The 20,941-nt window shown below is 61.8% G+C and carries 17 protein-coding genes; 10 read left to right on the top strand and 7 right to left on the bottom strand.

Annotated elements, in window-relative coordinates; genetic code table 11:
* Positions 1-183: 183 nt before the first annotated feature.
* Positions 184-2,091, top strand: a complete 1,908-nt coding sequence (locus tag WKV53_RS25485) for a DUF1549 domain-containing protein (RefSeq protein WP_341407662.1) — start codon at positions 184-186, stop codon at positions 2,089-2,091.
* 23 nt (positions 2,092-2,114) lie between these two features.
* On the top strand, positions 2,115-3,422 hold the full coding sequence (locus WKV53_RS25480) for a DUF1501 domain-containing protein (RefSeq protein ID WP_341407661.1): 1,308 nt from the start codon (positions 2,115-2,117) through the stop codon (positions 3,420-3,422).
* A 62-nt stretch (positions 3,423-3,484) separates the two neighbouring features.
* On the opposite strand, the gene WKV53_RS25475 is transcribed toward WKV53_RS25480, so the two are convergent.
* Positions 3,485-3,904: a hypothetical protein gene (locus WKV53_RS25475; RefSeq protein WP_341407660.1), complete on the bottom strand. Its 420-nt coding sequence runs from the start codon at positions 3,902-3,904 to the stop codon at positions 3,485-3,487.
* 69 nt (positions 3,905-3,973) lie between these two features.
* On the bottom strand, positions 3,974-4,522 hold the full coding sequence (locus tag WKV53_RS25470; RefSeq protein WP_341407659.1) for a rhodanese-like domain-containing protein: 549 nt from the start codon (positions 4,520-4,522) through the stop codon (positions 3,974-3,976).
* Positions 4,523-4,596: 74 nt separating this feature from the next.
* Between WKV53_RS25470 and pssA the strand changes: the two genes are divergently transcribed.
* Complete coding sequence (pssA, locus tag WKV53_RS25465) at positions 4,597-5,487, top strand: CDP-diacylglycerol--serine O-phosphatidyltransferase (RefSeq protein WP_341407658.1); 891 nt, start codon at positions 4,597-4,599, stop codon at positions 5,485-5,487.
* A gap of 247 nt (positions 5,488-5,734) precedes the next feature.
* On the opposite strand, the gene lpxA is transcribed toward pssA, so the two are convergent.
* Positions 5,735-6,511: an acyl-ACP--UDP-N-acetylglucosamine O-acyltransferase gene (gene lpxA, locus WKV53_RS25460; protein WP_341407657.1), complete on the bottom strand. Its 777-nt coding sequence runs from the start codon at positions 6,509-6,511 to the stop codon at positions 5,735-5,737.
* Positions 6,512-6,647: 136 nt separating this feature from the next.
* Between lpxA and WKV53_RS25455 the strand changes: the two genes are divergently transcribed.
* From WKV53_RS25455 to dacB, 3 genes are read left to right on the top strand one after another with little or no spacing between them, the layout of a single operon-like run.
* Positions 6,648-8,357 (top strand): GspE/PulE family protein, encoded by a 1,710-nt coding sequence (locus tag WKV53_RS25455; protein ID WP_341407656.1) that lies wholly within the window; start codon positions 6,648-6,650, stop codon positions 8,355-8,357.
* A gap of 40 nt (positions 8,358-8,397) precedes the next feature.
* Entirely contained in the window at positions 8,398-9,723 is a 1,326-nt protein-coding gene (locus tag WKV53_RS25450) for a type II secretion system F family protein (RefSeq protein ID WP_341407655.1), read from the top strand.
* Positions 9,720-11,186 carry a D-alanyl-D-alanine carboxypeptidase/D-alanyl-D-alanine endopeptidase gene (gene dacB, locus WKV53_RS25445; protein WP_341407654.1) on the top strand — a complete coding sequence of 489 codons (1,467 nt, stop codon included), beginning with the start codon at positions 9,720-9,722 and terminating at the stop codon, positions 11,184-11,186. Before WKV53_RS25450 ends, dacB begins: the two co-directional genes overlap by 4 nt.
* A gap of 346 nt (positions 11,187-11,532) precedes the next feature.
* On the opposite strand, the gene WKV53_RS25440 is transcribed toward dacB, so the two are convergent.
* Positions 11,533-12,837 carry a porin gene (locus WKV53_RS25440; protein ID WP_341407653.1) on the bottom strand — a complete coding sequence of 435 codons (1,305 nt, stop codon included), beginning with the start codon at positions 12,835-12,837 and terminating at the stop codon, positions 11,533-11,535.
* 270 nt (positions 12,838-13,107) lie between these two features.
* Between WKV53_RS25440 and WKV53_RS25435 the strand changes: the two genes are divergently transcribed.
* The 4 genes from WKV53_RS25435 (at position 13,108) to pstB (ending at position 17,846) form a co-directional block, all read left to right on the top strand.
* The gene (locus tag WKV53_RS25435; protein ID WP_341407652.1) at positions 13,108-13,923 is read left to right on the top strand and encodes a phosphate ABC transporter substrate-binding protein; all 816 of its coding nucleotides are present in this window, start codon (positions 13,108-13,110) and stop codon (positions 13,921-13,923) included.
* A gap of 94 nt (positions 13,924-14,017) precedes the next feature.
* Positions 14,018-15,955, top strand: a complete 1,938-nt coding sequence (gene pstC / locus WKV53_RS25430) for a phosphate ABC transporter permease subunit PstC (protein WP_341407651.1) — start codon at positions 14,018-14,020, stop codon at positions 15,953-15,955.
* Complete coding sequence (gene pstA, locus WKV53_RS25425) at positions 15,955-17,076, top strand: phosphate ABC transporter permease PstA (protein ID WP_341407650.1); 1,122 nt, start codon at positions 15,955-15,957, stop codon at positions 17,074-17,076. Before pstC ends, pstA begins: the two co-directional genes overlap by 1 nt.
* Positions 17,070-17,846, top strand: a complete 777-nt coding sequence (gene pstB / locus WKV53_RS25420; RefSeq protein ID WP_341407649.1) for a phosphate ABC transporter ATP-binding protein PstB — start codon at positions 17,070-17,072, stop codon at positions 17,844-17,846. The genes pstA and pstB overlap by 7 nt, the downstream gene beginning before the upstream one ends.
* Positions 17,847-17,955: 109 nt before the next feature.
* Here pstB and WKV53_RS25415 read toward each other — a convergent pair whose 3' ends face one another.
* The 3 genes from WKV53_RS25415 to WKV53_RS25405 form a co-directional block, all read right to left on the bottom strand.
* Positions 17,956-19,200: a hypothetical protein gene (locus WKV53_RS25415; RefSeq protein ID WP_341407648.1), complete on the bottom strand. Its 1,245-nt coding sequence runs from the start codon at positions 19,198-19,200 to the stop codon at positions 17,956-17,958.
* 454 nt (positions 19,201-19,654) lie between these two features.
* On the bottom strand, positions 19,655-19,921 hold the full coding sequence (locus tag WKV53_RS25410) for a hypothetical protein (protein WP_341407647.1): 267 nt from the start codon (positions 19,919-19,921) through the stop codon (positions 19,655-19,657).
* A 6-nt stretch (positions 19,922-19,927) separates the two neighbouring features.
* A complete protein-coding gene (locus WKV53_RS25405) occupies positions 19,928-20,857 on the bottom strand; it encodes an RluA family pseudouridine synthase (RefSeq protein ID WP_341407646.1) in 930 nt (309 codons plus the stop codon).
* Positions 20,858-20,941: the final 84 nt, after the last annotated feature.

The raw sequence follows: 20,941 nt of genomic DNA, 5'->3' as shown, positions 1-20,941 counted from the left end.
GCGCATCTCTGAGAGGAACTTTCCCTACCGTTTTGTGTTTAAACTCCGTTTTGTTTTAACGAAAGAACCCATCGGATGGCTGCGTAGGCGGTCGATCCCCTGCCTTGGCGTTGAATTGCATGCCTTGGCGTCCAATTGACGACCCCAAGTCGAACGTCTAGCTTTGTCAAAACCTCGAAACCCATGAAATCTCGCCTTTTCGGTTCCCTCGCCTGTTGGCTGGTGGTGCTGCCCTTTGTCCGCGCTGCGGAGAAGCCAGCTCCCGCGGACGATCCTGTCTTCATCGCCAAAGCCGCCCGATCCATCGACGCCACGGTGGCGGCCTGGTACCGGAAGGAGAAGCTGGAGGTGCCGGCGGTGACGGATGACTCCACATTCCTGCGCCGTGCCTTCCTGGTCGCCATCGGGCGCATCCCGACGGTCGAGGAGGCCCGCTTTTTCCTGGAAATCGACGACGCGAACAAACGCGTCCAGCTCATCGACTACCTGATGAAGTCGCCGGGCTACGCGAGCAACATGACCAACTGGGTCTTCGACCTGTTGCGGGTGACGGATGACAAGCCGGGCTTCAACGGCAGCTTCGAGCCGTATCGCTACTGGGTACGCACGGCGATGGAGAACAACATGCCGTGGAACGAATTCACCCACAAGCTGCTCTCTGCGAAGGGTGACGGCTGGGATCCGGAGACGGCGGCGGTCGGCTACTACACCCGTGACCGCGGCATGCCGCTCGACAACCTGGCGAACTCGATGCGGGTTTTCCTCGGCTCCCGGATGGAGTGTGCGCAGTGCCACGATGATCCCTTCGGCACCACCGAGCGGCACGATTTCTTCGAACTGGCGGCCTTCACCCAAGGTCAGGGTGGAGAGAAGCAGGACCTGATGAAGGGTCTGTGGGATGAGATCAACGATGGCGAAAAGCGCCGCTCGACGGATTACGACGTGGCGCAGGTCATGTGGGATCGCGTCTACGGGCTCAGCCTCGGCGGTACCGGCGAGGGCAAGATCAAGCTGCCCGAAGACTACCAGTATCGCGATGGCCAGCCGGGCCAGTTGATCGGTGCGAAGACTCCGTTCGGCAAGGGCGTCCGCATTTCCGAGAAGAACGACAAGGGCGGCGGCCGTGAGATGCTCGCCGAGTGGGTCACGAACAAGACGGGAGAGCAGTTCGCATCCGTCGCAGCGAACCGCATGTGGAAGCATGTGATGGGCCGCGGGGTGTATGAGCCGGTCGACGAATACAAGGCGACCAAGGAACTCCACAACCCGGAGCTGATGGCCACGCTGATCTCGCTGATGGGCGAGCTCAACTATGACCTGCGGGCTTTCCAGAAGGTGCTGCTGAATACCAAGACCTTCCAATTCGTGCCGAATCCGGAGCCGGCGAAGGTGGCTACCGGTGATGACTTCCATGGTCGCCAGCTTTCCCGCCTGTCGGCAGAGCAGCTGTGGGACTCGCTGATCACGCTGGCCTCCGGCGATCCGGACAAGAAGCCGCGCCGCAGCCTGGACGACCGGATCTATGTCGGCCGCAAGCCGGTGCTGGTCGGCAAGAAGAACATGGTGCAGGTGTCCAAGGAGGTGCTGGCCCTCGATTCCGAAGCCGCGGTGCGCTCCTACTTCGACAAGCTGCTCGAAGAAGTGAAGAAGGGCGGCGGCGGTGGTGGTGGCGATAGCATGGGCATGATGGCCAAGGTGCAGACCTATGACAGCAAGGCCCAGGTCCGCGCTTCCGAGCTGCCCAGCCCCGCTCCCCGCAACCACCTGCTCTACCTCTTCGGTCAGTCCGACCGCATCGTTGTCGAAGGCGCAAGCCGTGAGCCGAACGTGGGCCAGGTGCTCTCGCTGATGAACGGCTACGTGCAGGAGCAGTTGGTCAACAACTCCGGTGCGCACCTTTACAAGAGTCTCGAAGGCGCGGGCAGCGACGAGGAGAAGATCCGCCGTCTCTACATCACCATCCTCAATCGTCCGCCGACCTCCGAGGAGATGGGCTGGATGCAAGACGAGGTGAAAAAGTCCGGCCAGAACGGCTACCGCAACATCGTCTCGGCGCTGGTGATGTCCTCCGAGTTCCTTTTCCTCCAATAAACCCTCTCACCCTCGAAAAATCCATGAACGCCCGCGATTTCAACCGTTTCGACGAGCCGACCCGCCGCAGCTTCATCACGAATGCCGCGAAGATGTACCTCGGGGTGCAGCTGATGCCCTTCTTCAACAGCGCCGCAGCGGCGGCTCCTGCCGCAGCCACCGAAGCCGTGAAGGCAAAGGCCAAGGCTGTGATCTACCTCTACATGTCCGGTGGCATGAGCCACATCGACACCTTCGACCCCAAGCCGAAGAAGAAGGAGGTGATGGGGCCGATGGAAGCCATCCCGACCAAGGCCAGCGACATCTTCGTCGGCAAGAACCTGCCCAAGACCGCCGAGGTCATGGACAAGGTCTGCGTGATCAACTCGATGACGTCCCGCCAAGGTGCCCACGAGCAGGGCACCTACATCATGCACACCAGCTATGAAATGCGTGGCACGGTGAAGCATCCATCGCTCGGTGCGTGGGTGATGAAGCTCGGTGGCCGCACGAATCCCGAGATCCCCGGATTCGTGGCGATCGACTCGTCCGCGGATACGTCCGGTGGTGGATTCTTCGGCGCGAAGTTTGCCGCCGCTCCGATCGGCAGCCCGACGGAAGGCCTGCAGGATTCGAAGAAGCCGGGCGAGGTTTCGAAGGAAGACTTCGAGCGGCGCCTGTCGCTGGCCGACCGGCTTAACAAGCAGTTCCACGGCAAGTATCAGAATGCCGATGTGAAGTCCTACGAGGAGCTCTATCAGGAAGCGATCAAGCTGATGAACAGCAAGGATCTGAAGGCTTTCAACATCAACGACGAGTCCGCCTCGGTGCGCTCGACTTATGGTGACGGCCGCTTTGCGCAGGGCTGCATGCTGGCCCGCCGCCTGGTGGAGCACGGTGTGAAGTTCGTGGAGGTCCAGCTGGGTGGCTGGGACACTCACTTCGATAACTTCGCGGCCGTCGAAGGTCGCTGCAAGGAGTTCGACCAAGCTTACGCGGGCCTGCTGAAGGATCTCGAGTCGAAGGGCATGCTCAAGGATACCTTGGTTGTCGTGGCGACCGAATTCGGCCGCACGCCGACGATCAAGACGGAGCACCAGAACGGTCGCGATCACCATCCGGCTGCGTTCACCTGTCTGCTCGCGGGTGGCGGCGTGAAGGGCGGCTACAAGCACGGCGAGACCGATCCAAAGGGCGAACGCGTGAAGGACAAGCCAGTGATGGTGCAGGACTTCAATGCGACCATCGCCAATGCGATGGGCCTGCCGCACGACCTCGTGGTGATGTCGCCTTCGGGCCGTCCCTTCAAGTTCGCCGACAAGGGCGTGCCGGTGGCGGACGTGTTTGCGTGACGCGCGAGACGCGGTTCAATCATTCCAACAAGCGGGCCCGGCGATTGCCGGGCCTGTTTCTTTTACTCGATGAGCTTTGGATGGGTGGATGAGAGAGATTCGCCTCGGAGGAGTTGCCGCAGAATCTCTTCACGTTCGTTTTCGGTCGCTCCGGCAAACTGCCGGACGAACTCGTCGCGCTGTCCTTCAGCAACCGCCTCTTCGCGTAAGTTCGTCAGAAGATAGGAAACGGGCGCCCTATTGCAGCCTCGGGAGATGGAAGTTCCAAACTGACGAACAATGCCGAGTGTTTGCCATTTGTTTTCAGTGGGCACCTTAAGATGCTTGGCGCGTTCTGAAACCCAGGTGGAGGACTCCTTCCAAGCGCCTTTCCAGAGCCATGCAACCGTGGTTCTGGTCCTGATGTTTCCCGTGGCAGCATTGATCTCGGTGATGCTTTCCGACCGAGTCAATACGAGGAGTGCTGAGAGCAAGATGAACATGCCCGCAAGCATCCGTCCCCATCTGAATTTCATAGCTGTCGGGAAGAATGCTGCAATTGCCTGAAGGGATCAATCCACTTCGAGCCGGTATCTCGGAAGCTTGGGATCCACTTCGCGGCTCCAGGCGTCGATGCCGCCGCGGAGGGCGCGGGTGTTTTTCATGCCGTGGCCGAGGAACCAAGCGCAGGTATCGAGGACGTGTTTGCCGGCGTGGTCGTGGAGGATGATCCGGCGCTGCGGGTCGCCGCCGAAGAGCTGTTGCTGGAGTTCCTGGGTCATGAACTCGGCGCCGGGGATGGCGACGGCTTCGTGCTCCTCGCGGGTGCGGCAGTCTAGCAGAAGCGGCGGGGTGGGGGATTCCAGCTCGGCCTTGAGTTCGGCCGGGGAGACCATCATCGACTCGTCGTGGGCGTGGCTTTCCAGCAGATGCTGGAGCGCTTCCTGGGCATCCAGTTCTCCGGCGCGGGCGCAGAGTTCGGCGAGAGTCTCGGTGTCGGCGAAGCCGCAGCTCTGGCAGCCGCCGAGGTGATAGCGGGAAAAAAGGGCGCGGCGGGCACCGGGCAGGGCGCTCATGATTTCCCCCATCGGGGTGTCGGTGGTGATCGTCGCGGGGTCCACGGCGCGGACCCTAACTGGCCGCCCGGGATTTTCCACTGTTTCAAGGCATCCTTTTGGGCCACCTTCCCGGCGACATGTTCCGTCCCATCGAGCCCGACGAGCCGCGCATCTACCTGCTGCCGAACCTGATGACCGCCGGCAACCTCGCGTGCGGGTTCTTCGCGGTGCTGACGATCTTCAAGGGCATTTTCCTCGCAACGACGCCGGAGGGCTACGTTTTCGACTCCGCCCGTCCCTACTACGAGCAGGCGATCCTGCTGATCTTCGCCTCGTGTATTTTCGACCTGTTGGATGGCCGCCTGGCCCGGTTCGGGGGTCAGGAGTCGCCGTTCGGGAGGGAGTTCGATTCGCTGGCGGACGTGATTTCCTTCGGGATGGCCCCGTCGATCCTCATGGCCAAGGCGGTGCTGTTCCCGCTCGATGAGGATTTCAAACACCTCAAGCTGGAGGGGGTCGGCTGGGGGCTGGCCTGCATCTACGTGCTCTGCGGTGCGATCCGGCTGGCGCGTTTCAATTGCCTGGCGGCGATGCCGAAGCGGGCGAATGCGAGCACAGATTTCCGCGGACTGCCGATCCCGATGGCTGCGGGGTTCATTTCTTCCCTGACCTACCTGGTCATCTACTTCAACGACACGGACCGAAATCTGGGTGCCTGGAAGTATGTGCTGGCGGGTGCGATGCTGGGAATCTCGATCCTGATGGTGAGCAGCGTCCGCTATCCCAGCTTCAAGAAGGTCGGCTGGCGCACCCGCGGTACTCCGCTGGTGATCGTCGGAGCGGTGGCGGTGCTGATCATTACTGTCCGGTTCCACTACGTGATGCCTGCGGTCCTGTTCAGTGCCTACCTGCTTTACGGTCTGGTGGTGCGGCCTTTCCTGTCGCCGAAGGTCCAGCGCGAGATCGAAGCTGAAACGATCGCTGAAAACGCGGATGGGGAGGACGAGCAGGGAGGGAGCACGGGCTGAGAGTATCTAACTTGGCTTCCTGATTCTCTTGAGAGGGTTCAGGGGTATTCTCACGCGATTGTAGGAGGCGGCTGGCTTGAGGTTTTATGATGTCTCAATCCTCGATGAAACGAGTGTTTCTGTTTTGCGGGGCTCGCAGTGCTGGCAGGACGATTGGGAATAATCTGTGAATAGGCGAGATCGCTTGAATTAATCGTTTGTTTGCTTGCGGTGACCGGTTTCCCGACGGGCTATTGTGAGGAACACCTCAAGGGCTCATCACGCCCTTCTTCGAGGGAGTCGCAATGGCAGCTAGGAAGCGTGCGGCTGGCTCGGGCCATTCCAAGGCAGTGGCTTCGGCTAGGGCGGCCTCACGCACGAGCCCTGATTGAAACACTAGTTTGTAGGCGCGTTTCACTGCTGCGCGTTCATCCGCGCTGAAGCCCGCCCGGCGGAGGCCGATGGTATTCAGGCCTGCGATTTGATTGATGCCGTAGGCGGTGCAGAAGGGCGGCACGTCCTGGCTGACGGCGGTGAGGCCTTGGACCATGGCGAGGTCGCCGATCTTGATGAACTGGTGGAAGCCGGCGCCGCCGCCGAGGAATGCCTTGTTTCCGACGTGGACGTGGCCGGCGAGAAGGACGCTGTTCGCGAGGATGTTGCCGTTGCCGAGGTGGACATCGTGCGCCAAGTGAGCGCCGGTCATGAGCAGATTGCCCTCGCCAATGACGGTCCGGGCGCCGGGCTTGGAGCCGCGGTGGATGGTCACGTACTCGCGGATCGAATTGCGCGCGCCGATTTCCACGCCGGAGTCGGTTGCGGGGTCGAAGGAGAGATCCTGCGGGTCGGCGCCAATGACGGCACCCCAGCCGATGCTGGTGCCTTCGCCGATGGTGGTGCGGCCGGAGATCCAAGCGTGGCCGCCGATTTTCACGCCGGCCGCCAATTTCACCGGCCCCTCGATCACTGTGAAGGGGCCCACGCTCACGTCATCGGCGAGCTCCGCATCGGGCGAAATCTGGGCGGTCGGGTGGATCGTCGGCACGGTGCGGTTCTAGGGAGGGGGGCGTCCGGCGGCAAGTCCCCGGCGACCCGGCTCCGGGCTGCTGACGCAACGAAGTGTATTTTCCAGAGACAAAGTTGCACCTTCGGCGGTTTTACGGGACAAGACCGCCAGCCGAATGACCGAATTGTTGATCGACCCCGCCCGCCGCAGCGGATGCCAAGACTTGGAAAAGCTCGAGGAAGTGCTGGGGAATGCCAGCATCAGTCAGCGCTCGCCGATCGACGACGTGCTGGATGCCGGCGTGGTCGAGGAGGAGCCGTACATGCGCGAGCTCGCCGCCGAGCTGGGCATGGAGTGGCTGGAAAACATCCAGTTTCCGGAAGCCCCGCTGCCTCTGCGTGAAGCCTGCGGCCCCCGGGTGGCCCTGCGTCACCGCCTGCTCCCCGTGGAATTCGTGGGAGAAGGGGAGGGCAAGCGCCTGAAGCTGGCCACCTTCGATCCTTTCAATCTCGTCGCCCGCCAGGCCGTCGCCCAGGAAATCGAGCTGCCGGTGGAGTGGTGCATGGCATCCCGCCGCCGCGTTCACGAATCGCTGCGCCGCCTGTACGGTGTGGGTGCCGATACATTCGAGCAGATCCTGGAAGGCCGCGACCTCGACTACGACAATCTCGAAAGCCACGACGAGGCGAACGTCATCGACGCCGACCAGGATGAGGAGGCGAGCGTCGTCAAATTCGTGAACCAGATCATCCGCGAATCGCTGGAGCAGCGCGCGACGGATATTCACGTGGAGCCGCTGGCTGACAACCTCCGCATCCGCTACCGCATCGACGGCAAGCTGCTGGCGGTGACGGTGCCGGAAAACATCAAGGCGCTGCAGAGCTCGGTGATCGCCCGTCTGAAGATCATGTCGCGCCTCGACATCGCCGAGCGCCGCTTGCCTCAGGACGGACGTATCAACCTCCAGTTCGAAGGCCGCACGATCGACGTCCGCGTTGCGACCGTGCCGACGGTGGAGGGCGAGAGCGTGGCGCTCCGTCTCCTCAACCAGGAGAAGTTCAACTTGGACAAGCTCGGCATGGAGCACCACGTGCGCTCGAAGATCGAGAGCCTGCTGCACATTTCGAACGGCATCATCCTGATCACCGGTCCGACCGGTTCGGGTAAGTCGACGAGCCTTTACTCCTTCCTCAGCGAGATCAACCACCCGGACCGCCGCATCGTCACGATCGAGGACCCGGTGGAAAACAAGCTCTCTGGGGTGATGCAGATCGCGGTGAAGTCGGACATCGGCCTGACCTTCGCGGCTGGCCTTCGCTCGATCCTGCGTGCTGACCCGAACGTGGTGATGATCGGGGAAATTCGTGACCTTGAGACCGCGGAAATCGCGATCCGCGCCTCGCTCACGGGTCACTTGGTGTTCTCCACCCTTCACACCAACGATGCGCTCGGCGGTATCAGCCGTCTGATCGACATGGGTGTGGAGCCGTTCCTCGTTTCCGCCGCCGTCCGTGCCTTCCTCGCCCAGCGTCTGGTCCGTCGCCTCTGCCCGCACTGCAAGGTGCCGCGTGAACTGAGCCTCGATGATCGCCGGGATCTCGGCATCCCGATGAATCTGGAAGGCCAGCCGTATGTGGCGAAGGGTTGCGACCGCTGCCGCAATACCGGTTTCCAAGGTCGTCTCGCGATCTACGAAGTGGTGGTGCTGAGCCAGGCCATGCAAGACATGGTGGCTCACGGTGCGAGCGCACCGGATATCCGGGCCCAGTCGATCAAGGAAGGCTTCGTCCCCATGCGCGGCTACGGCTGGATCAAGGTGATGCAGGGCATGACGACGATCGAGGAGGTCATTTCGGTCACCTCCACCGACATCGCCACGGAGTGACCTGAATCCCGAGCTTCAACCTTAGAATCTTCATCCCTGCGTGCCCCTTTACGCCTTTAAAGCCCTCAGTTCCTCCGGCGGTGTCCAGACCGGCGAGGTGGATGCCGCGGACCGTCCTGAAGCCTTGCGCGTGCTCGACAAGCGCGGCCTGCAGCCGGTCAGCCTGAAGGAAACGGCCGCCTCGGCAGCACCGGCGAAAAAGAAAGCCAAGGAAGCCGCGCCTGCTGCGAAAGCCGCACCGAAGGCTGCTGCCAAGCCGGCCGCCAAGTCAGCGGGAAAAGCCGCGGGCAAGGAAGCCGAGGACAAGGCTCCCGATGGCCCGCTGAAGCTGAAGCGCTCCGAGGTGATCATGTTCACCGAAGAGCTCTCCGACATGCTCTCCGCCGGCCTGCAGCTGGAGCCTGCGCTCAAGTCGATGGAGAGCCGCCAGGAACTCGGCGGTCTGAAAGACGTGGCCAGCCGTGTCCGCCAGCTGGTGCGCGATGGCATGAACTTCTCCAAGGCGATCAAGCGCGTGAGCCCGAGCTTCGGCCCGCTCTATTGCTCGCTGGCCGCGGCCGGTGAAGCCTCCGGCGCTCTGGATGAAATCCTTCGCCGCCAGGCCCACTATCTCAAGACCCTCGCCGAGCTGCAGGCCCGCCTCATCCTCGCGATGATTTACCCGGCCTTCCTCGTCGTGGCGGGTATCGGTGTGGCGGCGGTCTTCGTCACGACCCTCATTCCCCAGCTCACCACGCTGATCGAAAGCACGCCCGGCGGGAAGCTGCCGGCGCCGATCAAGTTCATGGTGACGACCTCGGATTTCATCAAGGCCTACTGGTACATCATCCTGATCGTGCTGGCTGCTGCCGGTCTCTTCTTCAAGGCGTGGAAGGACAATCCGGACAATGCGATGACGTGGCACCAATTCAAGCTGCGCGCGCCGCTGATGGGGCCGGTGGTCACCAGCCGCTTCTACGTCCAGTTCCTGGAGACGATGGCCAACCTCTCCGGCAACGGCCTGCCGCTGCTGCGCGCGCTGGAGCTTTCCCGCGATGCCACGCAGAACCTGGCGCTGCGGGGTGAGCTGAATACGGTGATCGATCAGGTCGGGGATGGCCGCGCTTTTTCGAAGGCGCTTATCCGCACGGGTGCGTTCCCACCGCTGCTGATCGACATGGTTTCGGTGGGTGAGCAGACCGGCAAGCTCGACCTCGCCCTTCGCCGCGCCGCGGAGCGCTACGACAAGGAACTCGATAAGAGCCTGTCACGCATCATGGCGCTGATCATGCCGACGATCCTGATCATCATGGCGGGCCTGATTGGCACCATGGCGTATCTGATGATCACGGCGATCTTCCAGACGATCAAGAATTTGGGTGCGTGAAGACGGCCGCTGCCATCGGCGGGATTTTCGCGGTGGCCGGGTGGGGCGTGGCGGCGTGGCTGCTGGTTTCGAAGCCTTTGCCTTCGATCGTGATCGCGTCGAATTCCGGCGCGAGCGGCTCGGTTGCCAGGATCGAACCGGAGAAGTCGGTTCCAGCGAAAGAAGGGGAAGTTGATGGGGTCTTCCGCGAGTGGTCATCTGATCCAGCGCTGGCTGGTGCGTTGTTAGGCTTCTGCCTGTTGGATGAAAACGGGGCTTTGGTTTTTGCCTCGCCGCTGGCCTCGACCGCGCTTTGCCCGGCTTCGGCGCTGAAGACGGTCACGACGGCGACGGCTTTCGAGCTGTTAGGGCCGGAGTTTTGCTTCACGACGAGCTTGGACAGCTACAGTCCGATCAAGAACGGGGTGCTCGCTGGGGACCTCTATTTGGGAGGCGACGGCGATCCGACGTTCTCAACCGCGGATCTGGAAGCTCTGGTCGACGAGCTGGTTCGCGGCGGATTGAAGCAGGTGAGTGGGAAGATCATCGTCAGCACGGGCAGCTATTTCGATGGTCCGGTGAGTGAGCACTGGAATTGGGGCGATATCGGCAATGCCTACGGGGTTGGAGCCTTCGCGCTCAATCTGGATCACAACCGCCTGAACCTGCGCTTCAGGCCGGGGGCTCGCGAGGGGGATCGGGCGACTTTGTTAGATACGGGCGTTGCGACTAAGGACACGAAATGGATCAACGAGGTGAAAACCGCTTCGCCGGGCAGCGGTGATCAGGTGGTGGTGTATTCGGAACCCTATGGACGAACGATCCGCCTGCAAGGCACGGTCCCGCAGGGGCCGGAGGAGTTTGCTGTGGGAGGTGCGCTTCCCGATCCTCCAGCACGGGTGGAAGAGCTGCTCCGTGCCCGTCTGGAAGCCGCGAAGGTGAAGATTCTGGAGCAGACGCAGCCTCTCAATCAGGGGCGTTCAGTGCGTGAAGAGCTTGCTTCCCATCGGTCGGCTCCGTTGCCGGAGATCGTCGATCACCTCCACAAGGTGAGCGATAATCTGGAGGCGCAGTGCCTGTTCCACGCGATTGGCAGGAAGCAATCCACCGATCCGTCGTGGGTGATCCGCCGCCATTGGGGGGATCGCGGGGTGGAGTTCAAGGGGCTGCGGATGATCGACGGCAATGGTCTGGCCCGGGCTGATATGATCCGGCCGCTTGATCTGGCGAAGGTGAACCACCTTGTGCGTCGCGGGCCGCAGGGGGAGCGGTTTCGGCAGAGTCTAACGGCTTACCTCGATGGCAAGGTGCGCGCGAAGCTGGGTGCGATGTCCGGGGTGAAGACGGATGTGGGGTTCATCACGATGGCGGATGGGCGGGAGTTTACGTTTTGCCTCATGGCGAACGGGTTGAATCCCCAGTTGGACTATTGGCCGCTGAGGAACAAGCTGCTTCAGCAGGTGGCAGCTGGTTCGGGGCGGTAGAATGGGAGGGCTATGCTTCTGTTGGTGGCGCAGGGGTTGATGCCGCCTGGCACGTCTCGCGGCCCTTCAGGCCGCCGATGGATCTGCATGGGAAACCCAGCCCGATGGGCTGGGCTAAAAGCTTTCGCACCGTTGGTGCTGAAGAGTGAATGGTGTTGGAGAGGGAATATGGTGCTGAAGAGAGAATGTGGTGCTGAAGGGGAGATGTGGCGGAAGAAGGGATGCTGGCAATAGAGCGGGTGAGCGATGGCAGCGGCTCATCCTGCGGGTCTGTGCGGCAGCCCAATAAAAAAGCACCGGCCCTTGTGGACCGGTGCTTCGCAACCATGATGCGCAACCGAGCGCTTCAGAAGAACGTGCGGAAGCCGAACTGCCAGGTGAGGGCGTCGACATCGCCGTCGCCGACATTCGGGGTTTCCAGGTGGCTGAGTTCAGCGCCGAGCTGGAACTTCAGGTTATCGCCGCAGACCAGGTAGTTGAGGCCGGCGTAGGCGGTGAAGAGTTCGTCGCCGCGGCCGCCGTTGACGATGTTCGGATTGCCGCCGCCGCCGTAGTTGGTGGCGCGGACGTAGCGGCTGTTGGTGCGGATGCCCTGGTCTTCTTCGGCACCGGCATACATGAGCTGAACCACGGCCTGCAGCTTGGCGGGGACGATCCAGTAGTAAGGCATGACCACGACGCCCCAGAAGTTTCCGCGGCGTTTGGCGTTCGACTGCATGTCGGCACCGCCATTGTCGCCGAGGAAACCTTCGACGCTCACGCCGCCATTGCCGATGGCGTATTCGCCGGAGAGGGTGGTGGCCCAGCGGTAGTCGAGCAGCGAGTCCTCGTCGTGGAAGCGCTCGTCGGCATTGTTGTAGATGAATTCCCATCCGAAGCGGAGGTCGTCGGTGGCGGAGTAGACCAATTCGGTATTGAACATCACGCCGTCGTTCCAGCCGCCCCAGCCTTCGACGTTGCCGGTGTCAACGCCGGCGTCATCGGTGCCTTCATCGGTGCTGGAGACGCCGAAGATACCGCTCAAGCGGCCCTTGGTGGCGGTCACGAAGACACCCGTCGGGCGGGCGCTTTGATAGAGCTTGTTCGACAGGGCCGAGCGCTCGACAGTGATGAGTGCGTTCGAGGAGGTGCGGGCTTCAAGGCCGCCGTGCCATTTGAAACGGCCGTAGTTCAGGGTCAGGGCGTCCACTCCGGAGATGCTGAAGGCCTTGACCAGGTCGAAGGTGAAGTAGGACTCGTCGAAATCCTCGTATCCGTAATGCAGTTCGCCGCCATTGAAGCGCTGGTCGTCGACCATGTTCACCACGCCCTTGTAGGCGAAGTAGTTGAGGAAGCCGATCTTGCCACCGAGACGGAAGCGGCGGGCGTCGGTGTAGGTCTCGCTAAAGTCACGGCCGTTGGTGCCTTCGCCATCGATGTAGGCGGCATTCCAATGGTAGCGGCCTTCGAAGACGAGGCTCTGGACCCAAGGATTCTCCGGAATTTTGACCGTGCCGGGCTTGCTCGAGAGCCATTCGCAGAAATTGAAGTCGGCGAACATCGAGCCGCTTTCGGCGGCGGGGGCAGGAGCGGGCGCGGGATCACCGGCGAAGGCGAGGCTGGAAAGGGCGCCGAGAAGCGCCGTGGTGGCTTGGGTCGTTTGGTACTTCATGGATTGGATGAAATAGGAAGGCGGTGCGGTTAGGCGGCGGGAATCGACGTGAAGTGACGGGTTTGTGACAGATCCGTCTCGTGACAGTCCTGTCACAAAGCGCCGGAACCAGCCTTGGAGGCTGATGGCGAGGGATTTGCGGGGTGATCCGCCTGCTCCTCTAGCAGGGTTACGTGACAAACCCGTCACAAAGCACCGGTGGACGTTTGTGACGATGCTGGCATCCATGCCGACGAGCGTCGCTTGCGGCGCGGAAATCCATATCACATCATGCGCACCACCATCCGATTCGCCGCCGCCAGCCTCTTCGCGGGAGCCATGCTCGCCGCCAGCGCCAGCGCGCAAAATATCAGCATCAAGGGATCCGACACCCTGGGTGCCAAGCTCGTTCCGCAGCTTGCCGAGAGCTTTTCCGCAAAGAACAAGGGCGTGAAGTTCGACATCGCCGCTGAAGGTTCGTCCACCGCCTTCCCGGCGCTGGCGAACGGCACGGCCCAGATCGGCATGTCTTCCCGCAAGGCCAAGCCTGAGGAAATCACTGCCGCCCGCGCCAAGGGCATCAAGCTCAATGAAGTGGAAGCCTGCCACGACATGATCGTGGTCATCGTGAACAAGGCGAACGGAATCAAGGCCCTGACCAAGGATCAGGTTGCCAAGATCTTCACCGGCCAGGTGAAGGACTGGAGCGAAGTCGGCGGCACTCCGGGCCCGATCTCGATCTACACCCGCAACACTGCCTCCGGTACCTACAAGGACTGGCAGACCCTCGCCATGAAGGGCCGCAACTATCCGGACAGCGCCCAGAAGCTGGCTGGTAACGAGCAGATCGCCCAGGAAGTGGCCAAGAACAAGAACGGCGTCGGCTACGTGGGCCTCGCTTACTCCAAGGCCTCCGGAGTTGCCGACATCACCATCGAAGGTGTCGAGCCGGTTGCCGCGAACGCGACCAAGTACGCTTACAGCCGCGCTTGCTACTACTACATTCCGGAAACTGCCGACGCCACCGCGAAGGCCTTCGTGGAATTCGCCACCGGTGCTGAAGGCCAGAAGATCGCCGAGCGCCTTGGCTTCGTGCCGAACAAATAAGTTCGTCTGTCGATTTTGACACGCAATCCCGGCGCGGCGTCCACCCGCCGGGATTGCCATTTACACATCTCCCCCCCACGCTTGCCGCGCCTGCATGCCTGAGACGCCTACCCAAGTTCCTGCCGACCATCCCTTCCGCCGGAAGGGGCGCGGCACGGACGGCTTGATCAAGTTCTTCTTCGCCAGCAATGCCGGCCTGACGATTGTCATTCTGGTCCTGATCATCGTCTTCCTGATCCGGGAGGGCTCGAGCTTTTTCCCGAGCTACCGCGCGGAGCTCCAGCTCTACCGCAAGGCGGGTCTCGAGTTCGTGGATATCCCGCGCAAGGACCTGACGGCGCATGAGCAGATGAGTTCGCTGCTCAACCGCGCGTATTTCGCACAGGTCAATGAAGGCTGCCGTGAGGAGATGCTCCGATCGCAGGAAGCGGCGGCAATTGTCAGTTATCTCGGTGACGCGGTCGCCCCGGCGCAGACGGCGCTCCAGAAGGTGACGGAGAATGCCGGCGACGCGGGTGTCCCGAAGGAGCTTCAGGACAAGCTGACCGCGAAGTACAAGGAACTGCTGGGCGAAGGGGTGGCCGGTAAATTTGGCACCGGACTCCCGACATCCCCGCACCTCTCCGAGGCGGAGCGTTCGCAATTGATTTCAGCATTTGGCGCGCGTGCGCCGCTTTCCACCGACGATCCGCCGCTGATCGTCACGATTCAAGCGCAGCTTGCCGCGAAGAAAGCGGAGGCTAGCCAGCCGCTGGCGGATTTCCGCGCGGCGATCGATGCTTTCGCCGATGCTTCGGCTCCTCTCGATACGCTGGTCATGGAGACCGGCGACACGGTCAAGGCGACCAAGGAAGCCGCCAACCTGCACGAGATCGAGGTCGCCAAGCGCGAGACCTTGTTAGATGCCGCCCGGGGTGCCAAATCGGCCGAGGCGAAGACACAGCTTGAGGCCGATGCGCAGGCTGCCGTGACCACCGAGCCGGTGGATTTCAAGATGTATCTGGAGCCGGTGCTCGCGCGCCTGACGGAGTTCAAGGAGGCCAATGCGGCGCTTTCGGCCGCGCTTGCCGAGGTCCAGCAGAAGCTTCCCGCCAAGCTGGCGGATGACAAGGCCGACCGCTACCTCGCCACCTTCCGCAAGGCGGTCGACCAGTATTCCAAGGAGATTTCCGATACGATGCCGGCGATGGAGTCGTGGAAGAACGATGCTCCCATTGGCCTGGGCACGACCATCTGGGGCTTCTTGTCCGGTCGCGACTGGATCACGGGCGGTGAATGGCAGGACTTCTACGGAATCATTCCACTTTTCACGGGCTCGCTGCTGATCGCCGTCATCGCCTTGTCGCTGGCGATCCCGCTCGGTGTGGGTGCGGCGATCTACACGAACCAGCTCGCAGGCCGCCGCCAGCAGAACTTCGTGAAGCCGGTCATCGAGTTCCTCCAGGCGATTCCGTCGGTGGTGCTCGGTTTCCTCGGCATCGCGGTGCTGGGCACGATCCTTCAGGAGACCTCGACGAAGGATGCCTTTTCGTGGATGCCGGGCTTCCCGATCCAACAGCGGCTTAACATGTTCACGGCCGGCTGCTTGCTCGGCCTGATGGCGATCCCGACGATCTTCTCGCTTTCGGAAGACGCGCTGAACAACGTTCCTTCCGCCTTCGCCGAGGCTTCAGATGCGCTTGGTGCTTCCAAGCTCCAGACGGTCTTCCGGGTGGTCTTTCCCGCCGCGATTTCCGGTGTGCTTGCCGCGGTCTTGTTAGGCCTGGGCCGCGTGATCGGGGAGACGATGGTGGTGCTGCTGGTCGCAGGCAACCGCATCAAGATCCCGGATTTCACCGAGGGCCTCGGTGTTTTCTTCCAGCCGGCGCACACGTTGACCGGCATCATCGCGCAGGAGCTGGGTGAGGTGCCCTTCGGCAGCGTCCACTACCGCGCGCTCTTCGTTGTCGGTATGGTGCTCTTCGCCATGGTGCTCGCCATCAACTGGACTGCCCAGCGCCTGCTTCACAAATTCCGTATCAGCCACGAGTGATGGACAATCCCGAACAACTCATTCGCAAAGGCGTCCATCACGAACGGTTCAAGGAGAACCTGGTGAAGGTGGCGCTCGGCGGCCTCACCTGGGGCGTGGTGCTGGTCGCGCTACTGATCTTCGGCCGCATTTGCTGGGATGGCATGCCTGTGCTATTCAAGCCGCACTTTCCTTTCATCGACATCGCCTTCCTGACCGAGCGGACCCAGACGCTCCATGTGTTCGATGATGCGTCCGGAGTCCGTCACAGCCTGCCGGCGGACCAGTATCATGCCTGGGTGGACCAGCACGGGGCAGGGGCTCTCTTCAATGAGATGTCCTACTCCTACTCGGGCGGTGGCATTGCCGGTCCGATCGTCGGAACTGCCTTGCTCACGCTACTGAGCACGGGTCTGGCACTGTTCTTCGGGGTGGCAGCGGCTATCTATCTCAGCGAGTATGCCAAGCAAGGCCGCTTCATCCAGTGGGTGCGTCTGGCCATTCTCAATCTCGCTGGCGTGCCTTCGATCGTATTCGGTCTCTTCGGCTTCGCGGTGTTCGTGCTGGCTGCGCCGGTGTTCACCGGCACGCCTGTGGATCGCACGCTGCTGGCGATTCCGCTGGGCTTCACTTACCTGAGCTTCCAAGGCTGGAACTCCTCGCTGATTGCGGGGTCCGCCACGCTGGCGTGCATGATCCTGCCCGTGATCATCACAGCCTCGGAGGAGTCGCTGAAGGCGGTGCCGCAGGGGTTCCGCGAGGCTTCGCTGGCGCTGGGCGCGACCCGCTGGCACACGATCCGCAAGTGCGTGCTGCCGTTTGCCTTGCCGGGCATCCTGACCTCATCCGTGCTTTCGCTGGCCCGTGCTGCCGGTGAGACGGCTCCGATCATGTTCACCGCTGCGGTCGCGGCGAAGGACACGATGCCGTGGGAAGGGGAGGGCGGAATTCTCGGCACCTTCCAGAGCCAGGTGCAGGCGTTGCCATATCACATCTACACGCTGGCCGCGCGCATCCCGACCTCTGACTACACCGAGCGCGCCCAGTATGGCTCGGTCTTCGTTTTCCTGATGATGATCTTCCTGTTCTCGACCGTCTCCATCATCCTCCGCAACCGCGTCCGCTCGAAACTCAAATGGTAAACGGTCAGTCCACTGTCCCGGCAATCGCCGTCGATAGCCTGCGCTTCAACTACGGGGCCAAGCAGGTGCTGCACGACATCAGCCTCGATATCCAGTCGCGCGAGATCACGGCTTTCATCGGGCCGTCCGGATGCGGGAAGTCGACGCTGCTGCGTTGCTTCAATCGCATCAACGATCGCATCCCCAGTGCGAAGATCACGGGTGGCGCGATCCGCATCGCGGGCATCGATATTTCCCGCCCGGACCTCGATCTGCAAGTGCTCCGCCGTCGCGTCGGCATGGTCTTCCAGAAGTGGAATCCTTTCCCGAAGTCGATCTACGACAACATCGCCTACGGCCTGCGCATCCACGGCGAGAAGAACTCGAAGGCGATCGACGAGCGCGTCGAATACTGCCTGCGACGTGTCGCCCTGTGGGACGACGTGAAGGATCGTCTCAAGACCAGTGCCTTCGGTCTGTCCGGTGGTCAGCAGCAGCGGTTGTGCATCGCACGGACCATCGCGACGAAGCCGGACATCATCCTGATGGATGAGCCCTGCTCGGCGCTGGATCCGCTCTCGACGCTGAAGGTGGAGGAGCTGCTGTTAGAGCTGAAGAAGGAATACACCATTGTCATCGTCACCCACAATCTGGCCCAGGCCAGCAGGTGTGCGGACAAGACGGCGTTCTTCTACCTCGGCAAGCTGATCGAGCACGGGACGACGCAGAAGATCTTCTCGAATCCGAGTGTGAGGCAGACGGAGCAGTATGTGTCGGGAGCGTTTGGTTGAAGGGGCTGTGTTCTGAATGGCACTGAGGTGGTGCCATAAGCAGGCGTTCTTACCGTCGCAGATTGAACGGTCGCTTGTTCCGTCGATCACCAGCACTCCCGCATGCTTGCTAAAAGGGAAGTTCCGAATCGGCGTAGTTGAAGCGGAACCTAAACTCCTTCGATTGAATGCTGCCGTCCGGCAAGGTGCTGATCACGGTCAGCCTGACGCGGTAGTTAAGGCTTCCAATATCAGGGAATGAATTGGGACTGATGGTCGCCACGGGGCCGTTAATGACGATTCCGGAGTGAGTATAGGGAATTCCACCGTTGAAATTCGAGGGATAACGGAATTCCCAGTAATAGCTCAGGGTGCCACCACGCGGGTCGATCGAGGCAGAGGCGTCGAAGACATGAGTGTCGATGGCAGGGAGCGCGTTAGTCAGGTTGCAGCCATCAACGCTGGTGCAACCGGTCCCGACTTCTTGAGATGACTCGCTTGAAGCCAGATCGACCACCACCGTCACCACCGGGGGAGAACTCGGTGTGGAAGTGTACTGAAAATTAAACTCCGCCACCCGGGAGAGCGGCAGGCCGCCGGCGTCACTGGTCACGGTAAGCCGGGCTCGCCAAGCATTGCCGCCGAAAGTCGGAAGCGTATTCGCCGCGATTTGGAGCGCGGAAGTCAGGTTGCCGGAAAGGCCCGGGCCGGTGTATTCCGCGCTGCCGTTGATGTTCGGGGGGTAAAAGATTTTCCAATTGTAGCTGAGATTGCCCTTTCGCGGATCGAAGCTGTCCCCGGCGTCGAAGCGGTGGATGAGGGCTCCGCCCAGACTCGTTCCGAGCTGGGGAATCTGGGCCGATGAGTTTTCCCCGTTGGAGGCCAGATAGACGGGTTGGCTCGAGGCCGGGCCGGTGGGGTCCACCGTGATGCGGGTGACCGGCGGTTTCGTGATCTCCGGTTTGACCAACCGGTAGAAACCCTTCTCCAGTTCGGTCGGGAACTTCAGGGAGAACTCGCTTCCGATCAGATCAGGTTGCGCCGTGACGGGGGACCAAGGCAGCGCGCCATCCAAGGTGGAATTGTAAGTCAGGCTGAAGGCGGGATCCCGGACCGGCCAGCTTACCTTGAGCATGTCTTCCACCAGCGTGGCGCTCAGGCTTTCGGTGGCTCCGACAGGTGTGTGAGTGGCGATGATCTCGCACCAGAGACCGGTGTAAACGTTGGTGTTATAAACGATGATCTCCAGCGTGTTAGGTCCCGCGAGAAGGCCCTCTTCCACGACCACCGTGTCCACTGCGCCAAATCCGGTGAGGGAATTAAACTGGTGCTGCCCATTCACGCGCACGCTGTAGATCACGTCATCCGCGGCCATACGCAATTGCAGCCGCGGCGTACTCGTCTCGGGAAATTCCAAGTTGAACGTACTCCGGTAGGTGTAGCGGCCCCCCGCTTGAGAGTCCGGGTGCTGGATCCACTGTCCCCGGGTGCCTGAAGGAATCCACGGGCTGCCTATGGACCCCACACGAGCGGCCGACTCACTACCCGACCCAAACCGGACCGTCCAACGGAGGTCGTTGCTACCTTCCGCCGCCAAGCTGCCATCCGCCTTCAAGCCGGTGCCCAATGATGAGCTTATCACCTCAGCGCGCGCTATGGTGGGCAACAATGCGGTTAAGATGACCAGGATGAGTGCGGGGAGGGGACGCATGTTTTAAGGGTGGTCCACGTTGCTTAAGCAAAATTAAGCATCATGACAAGGCAGTTGGCTGCTGCCAGGACCCAGGCGTCTGGCGGGAATGGCATTGGTTCTCTTCGGCCAGCGCCAGCTACTCCTCCTCGTCTGCAAATCGCTCTGACGCGTCAATTGCATCGAGCTTCTCGCGATAGCTCTTCTCATCGAAACCGCGTTTGCTTCGCCACATGGCGTCGGTTTCCTCGCCGAGGCAGGCGGCGATTCTTTCCTTCGCGTCCTCGGGGCTCATTCCCTTTGAGGTAAGACGCTCAAGGGTCTTCGCGACGTATTTCGTCTGGGGCGCGATGAGCTGCTGCTCCACGGCATTGAGCAGGTCTTGGAAAAAGGCGTCTTCGTCCATGGTGGGTCAGGCTAAGGGGAGAGGGTGGTCTAACATCTGCAGCCACGGTGTGTATTCCGGCGGGATCGCGGCTTCAAATTTCATCCGCTCCTTGGTGACGGGATGATCGAACTGCAGGCGCCAGGCGTGTAGCATCAGGCGGCCGGGCTTGGCCTTTTGTTTCTCCGGCTTGGCGTAGATGGGGTCGCCGACGAGCGGGCAGCCTAGGTGCAAGAGATGCACGCGGATCTGGTGGGTGCGGCCGGTATGCAGGTGGCATAGCACCATCGACGAACCGGTGGAGCGGTCGATGGAGAGAACTTCGTAGTCGGTGATGGCGGTCTTGCCACCGGGGGGATTGACCACGGCCATCTTCTGGCGGTTCACCGGATGGCGGCCGATGTGAGTGAAGACGGTGCCTTGCTGAGGATTCGGAATGCCCTGCGCCACGGCGAGGTAGAGCTTTTCCATCGTGCGCCCGGAGAATTGCTCGGTGAGCGAGTGGTGGGCGAGGTCGGTCTTGGCGACGACCATGCACCCGGAGGTGTCCTTGTCGAGGCGATGGACGATGCCCGGCCGCTCGACACCGCCGATGCCGGAGAGCCGGCCTTGGCAGTGGTGGAGGAGGGCATTCACCAGGGTGCCATCGGGATTTCCCGCGGCGGGGTGGACGACGATGCCGCTCTCCTTGTCGAGCACCACGAGTTGGTCGTCTTCGAAGAGGATGTTGAGCGGGATGTCCTGCGGCTGGGCCTCGGCGGGGACGGCTTCGGGGATGGCGATTCTGAGCGCATCGCCGACGGCCACGGAGTCGCGCGGCTTGGCCGGCTGGCCATTGCGCAGGATGAATTGCTCGCGGATCAGCTCCTGAATGCGGGAGCGGGAAAGCTCCGGGATCCGCGCCGCCAAATAGGCGTCGAGGCGGGTGCCGGCATCGCTGTCCACACGGAGTTCCACGGGCGCGGAGCGTCGGGGCGGGGGACCGGCGCTGTCAACCGCGGCGGAATCCTTCGCGAAAATGAAGTTTCCAGCCAAACCGTG

Source organism: Luteolibacter sp. Y139 (genome assembly GCF_038066715.1).
Taxonomy (GTDB): Bacteria; Verrucomicrobiota; Verrucomicrobiia; order Verrucomicrobiales; family Akkermansiaceae; genus Haloferula; species Haloferula soli.
The sequence above is the reverse complement of the archived record's forward strand: the minus strand, read 5'-3'. Positions and strand labels throughout refer to the sequence as shown.

Bases quoted from the DNA above. Each gene is read 5' to 3' on its own strand.
- WKV53_RS25480 (WP_341407661.1), top strand. From the start codon at position 2,115: ATGAACGCCCGCGATTTCAACCGTTTCGACGAGCCGACCCGCCGCAGC.
- WKV53_RS25485 (WP_341407662.1), top strand. From the start codon at position 184: ATGAAATCTCGCCTTTTCGGTTCCCTCGCCTGTTGGCTGGTGGTGCTG.
- pstC (WP_341407651.1), top strand. From the start codon at position 14,018: ATGCCTGAGACGCCTACCCAAGTTCCTGCCGACCATCCCTTCCGCCGG.
- WKV53_RS25475 (WP_341407660.1), bottom strand. From the start codon at position 3,904: ATGTTCATCTTGCTCTCAGCACTCCTCGTATTGACTCGGTCGGAAAGC.
- pstB (WP_341407649.1), top strand. From the start codon at position 17,070: ATGGTAAACGGTCAGTCCACTGTCCCGGCAATCGCCGTCGATAGCCTG.
- WKV53_RS25415 (WP_341407648.1), bottom strand. From the start codon at position 19,200: ATGGCCGCGGATGACGTGATCTACAGCGTGCGCGTGAATGGGCAGCAC.
- WKV53_RS25410 (WP_341407647.1), bottom strand. From the start codon at position 19,921: ATGGACGAAGACGCCTTTTTCCAAGACCTGCTCAATGCCGTGGAGCAG.
- pssA (WP_341407658.1), top strand. From the start codon at position 4,597: ATGTTCCGTCCCATCGAGCCCGACGAGCCGCGCATCTACCTGCTGCCG.
- pstA (WP_341407650.1), top strand. From the start codon at position 15,955: ATGGACAATCCCGAACAACTCATTCGCAAAGGCGTCCATCACGAACGG.
- WKV53_RS25435 (WP_341407652.1), top strand. From the start codon at position 13,108: ATGCGCACCACCATCCGATTCGCCGCCGCCAGCCTCTTCGCGGGAGCC.
- WKV53_RS25440 (WP_341407653.1), bottom strand. From the start codon at position 12,837: ATGAAGTACCAAACGACCCAAGCCACCACGGCGCTTCTCGGCGCCCTT.
- WKV53_RS25455 (WP_341407656.1), top strand. From the start codon at position 6,648: ATGACCGAATTGTTGATCGACCCCGCCCGCCGCAGCGGATGCCAAGAC.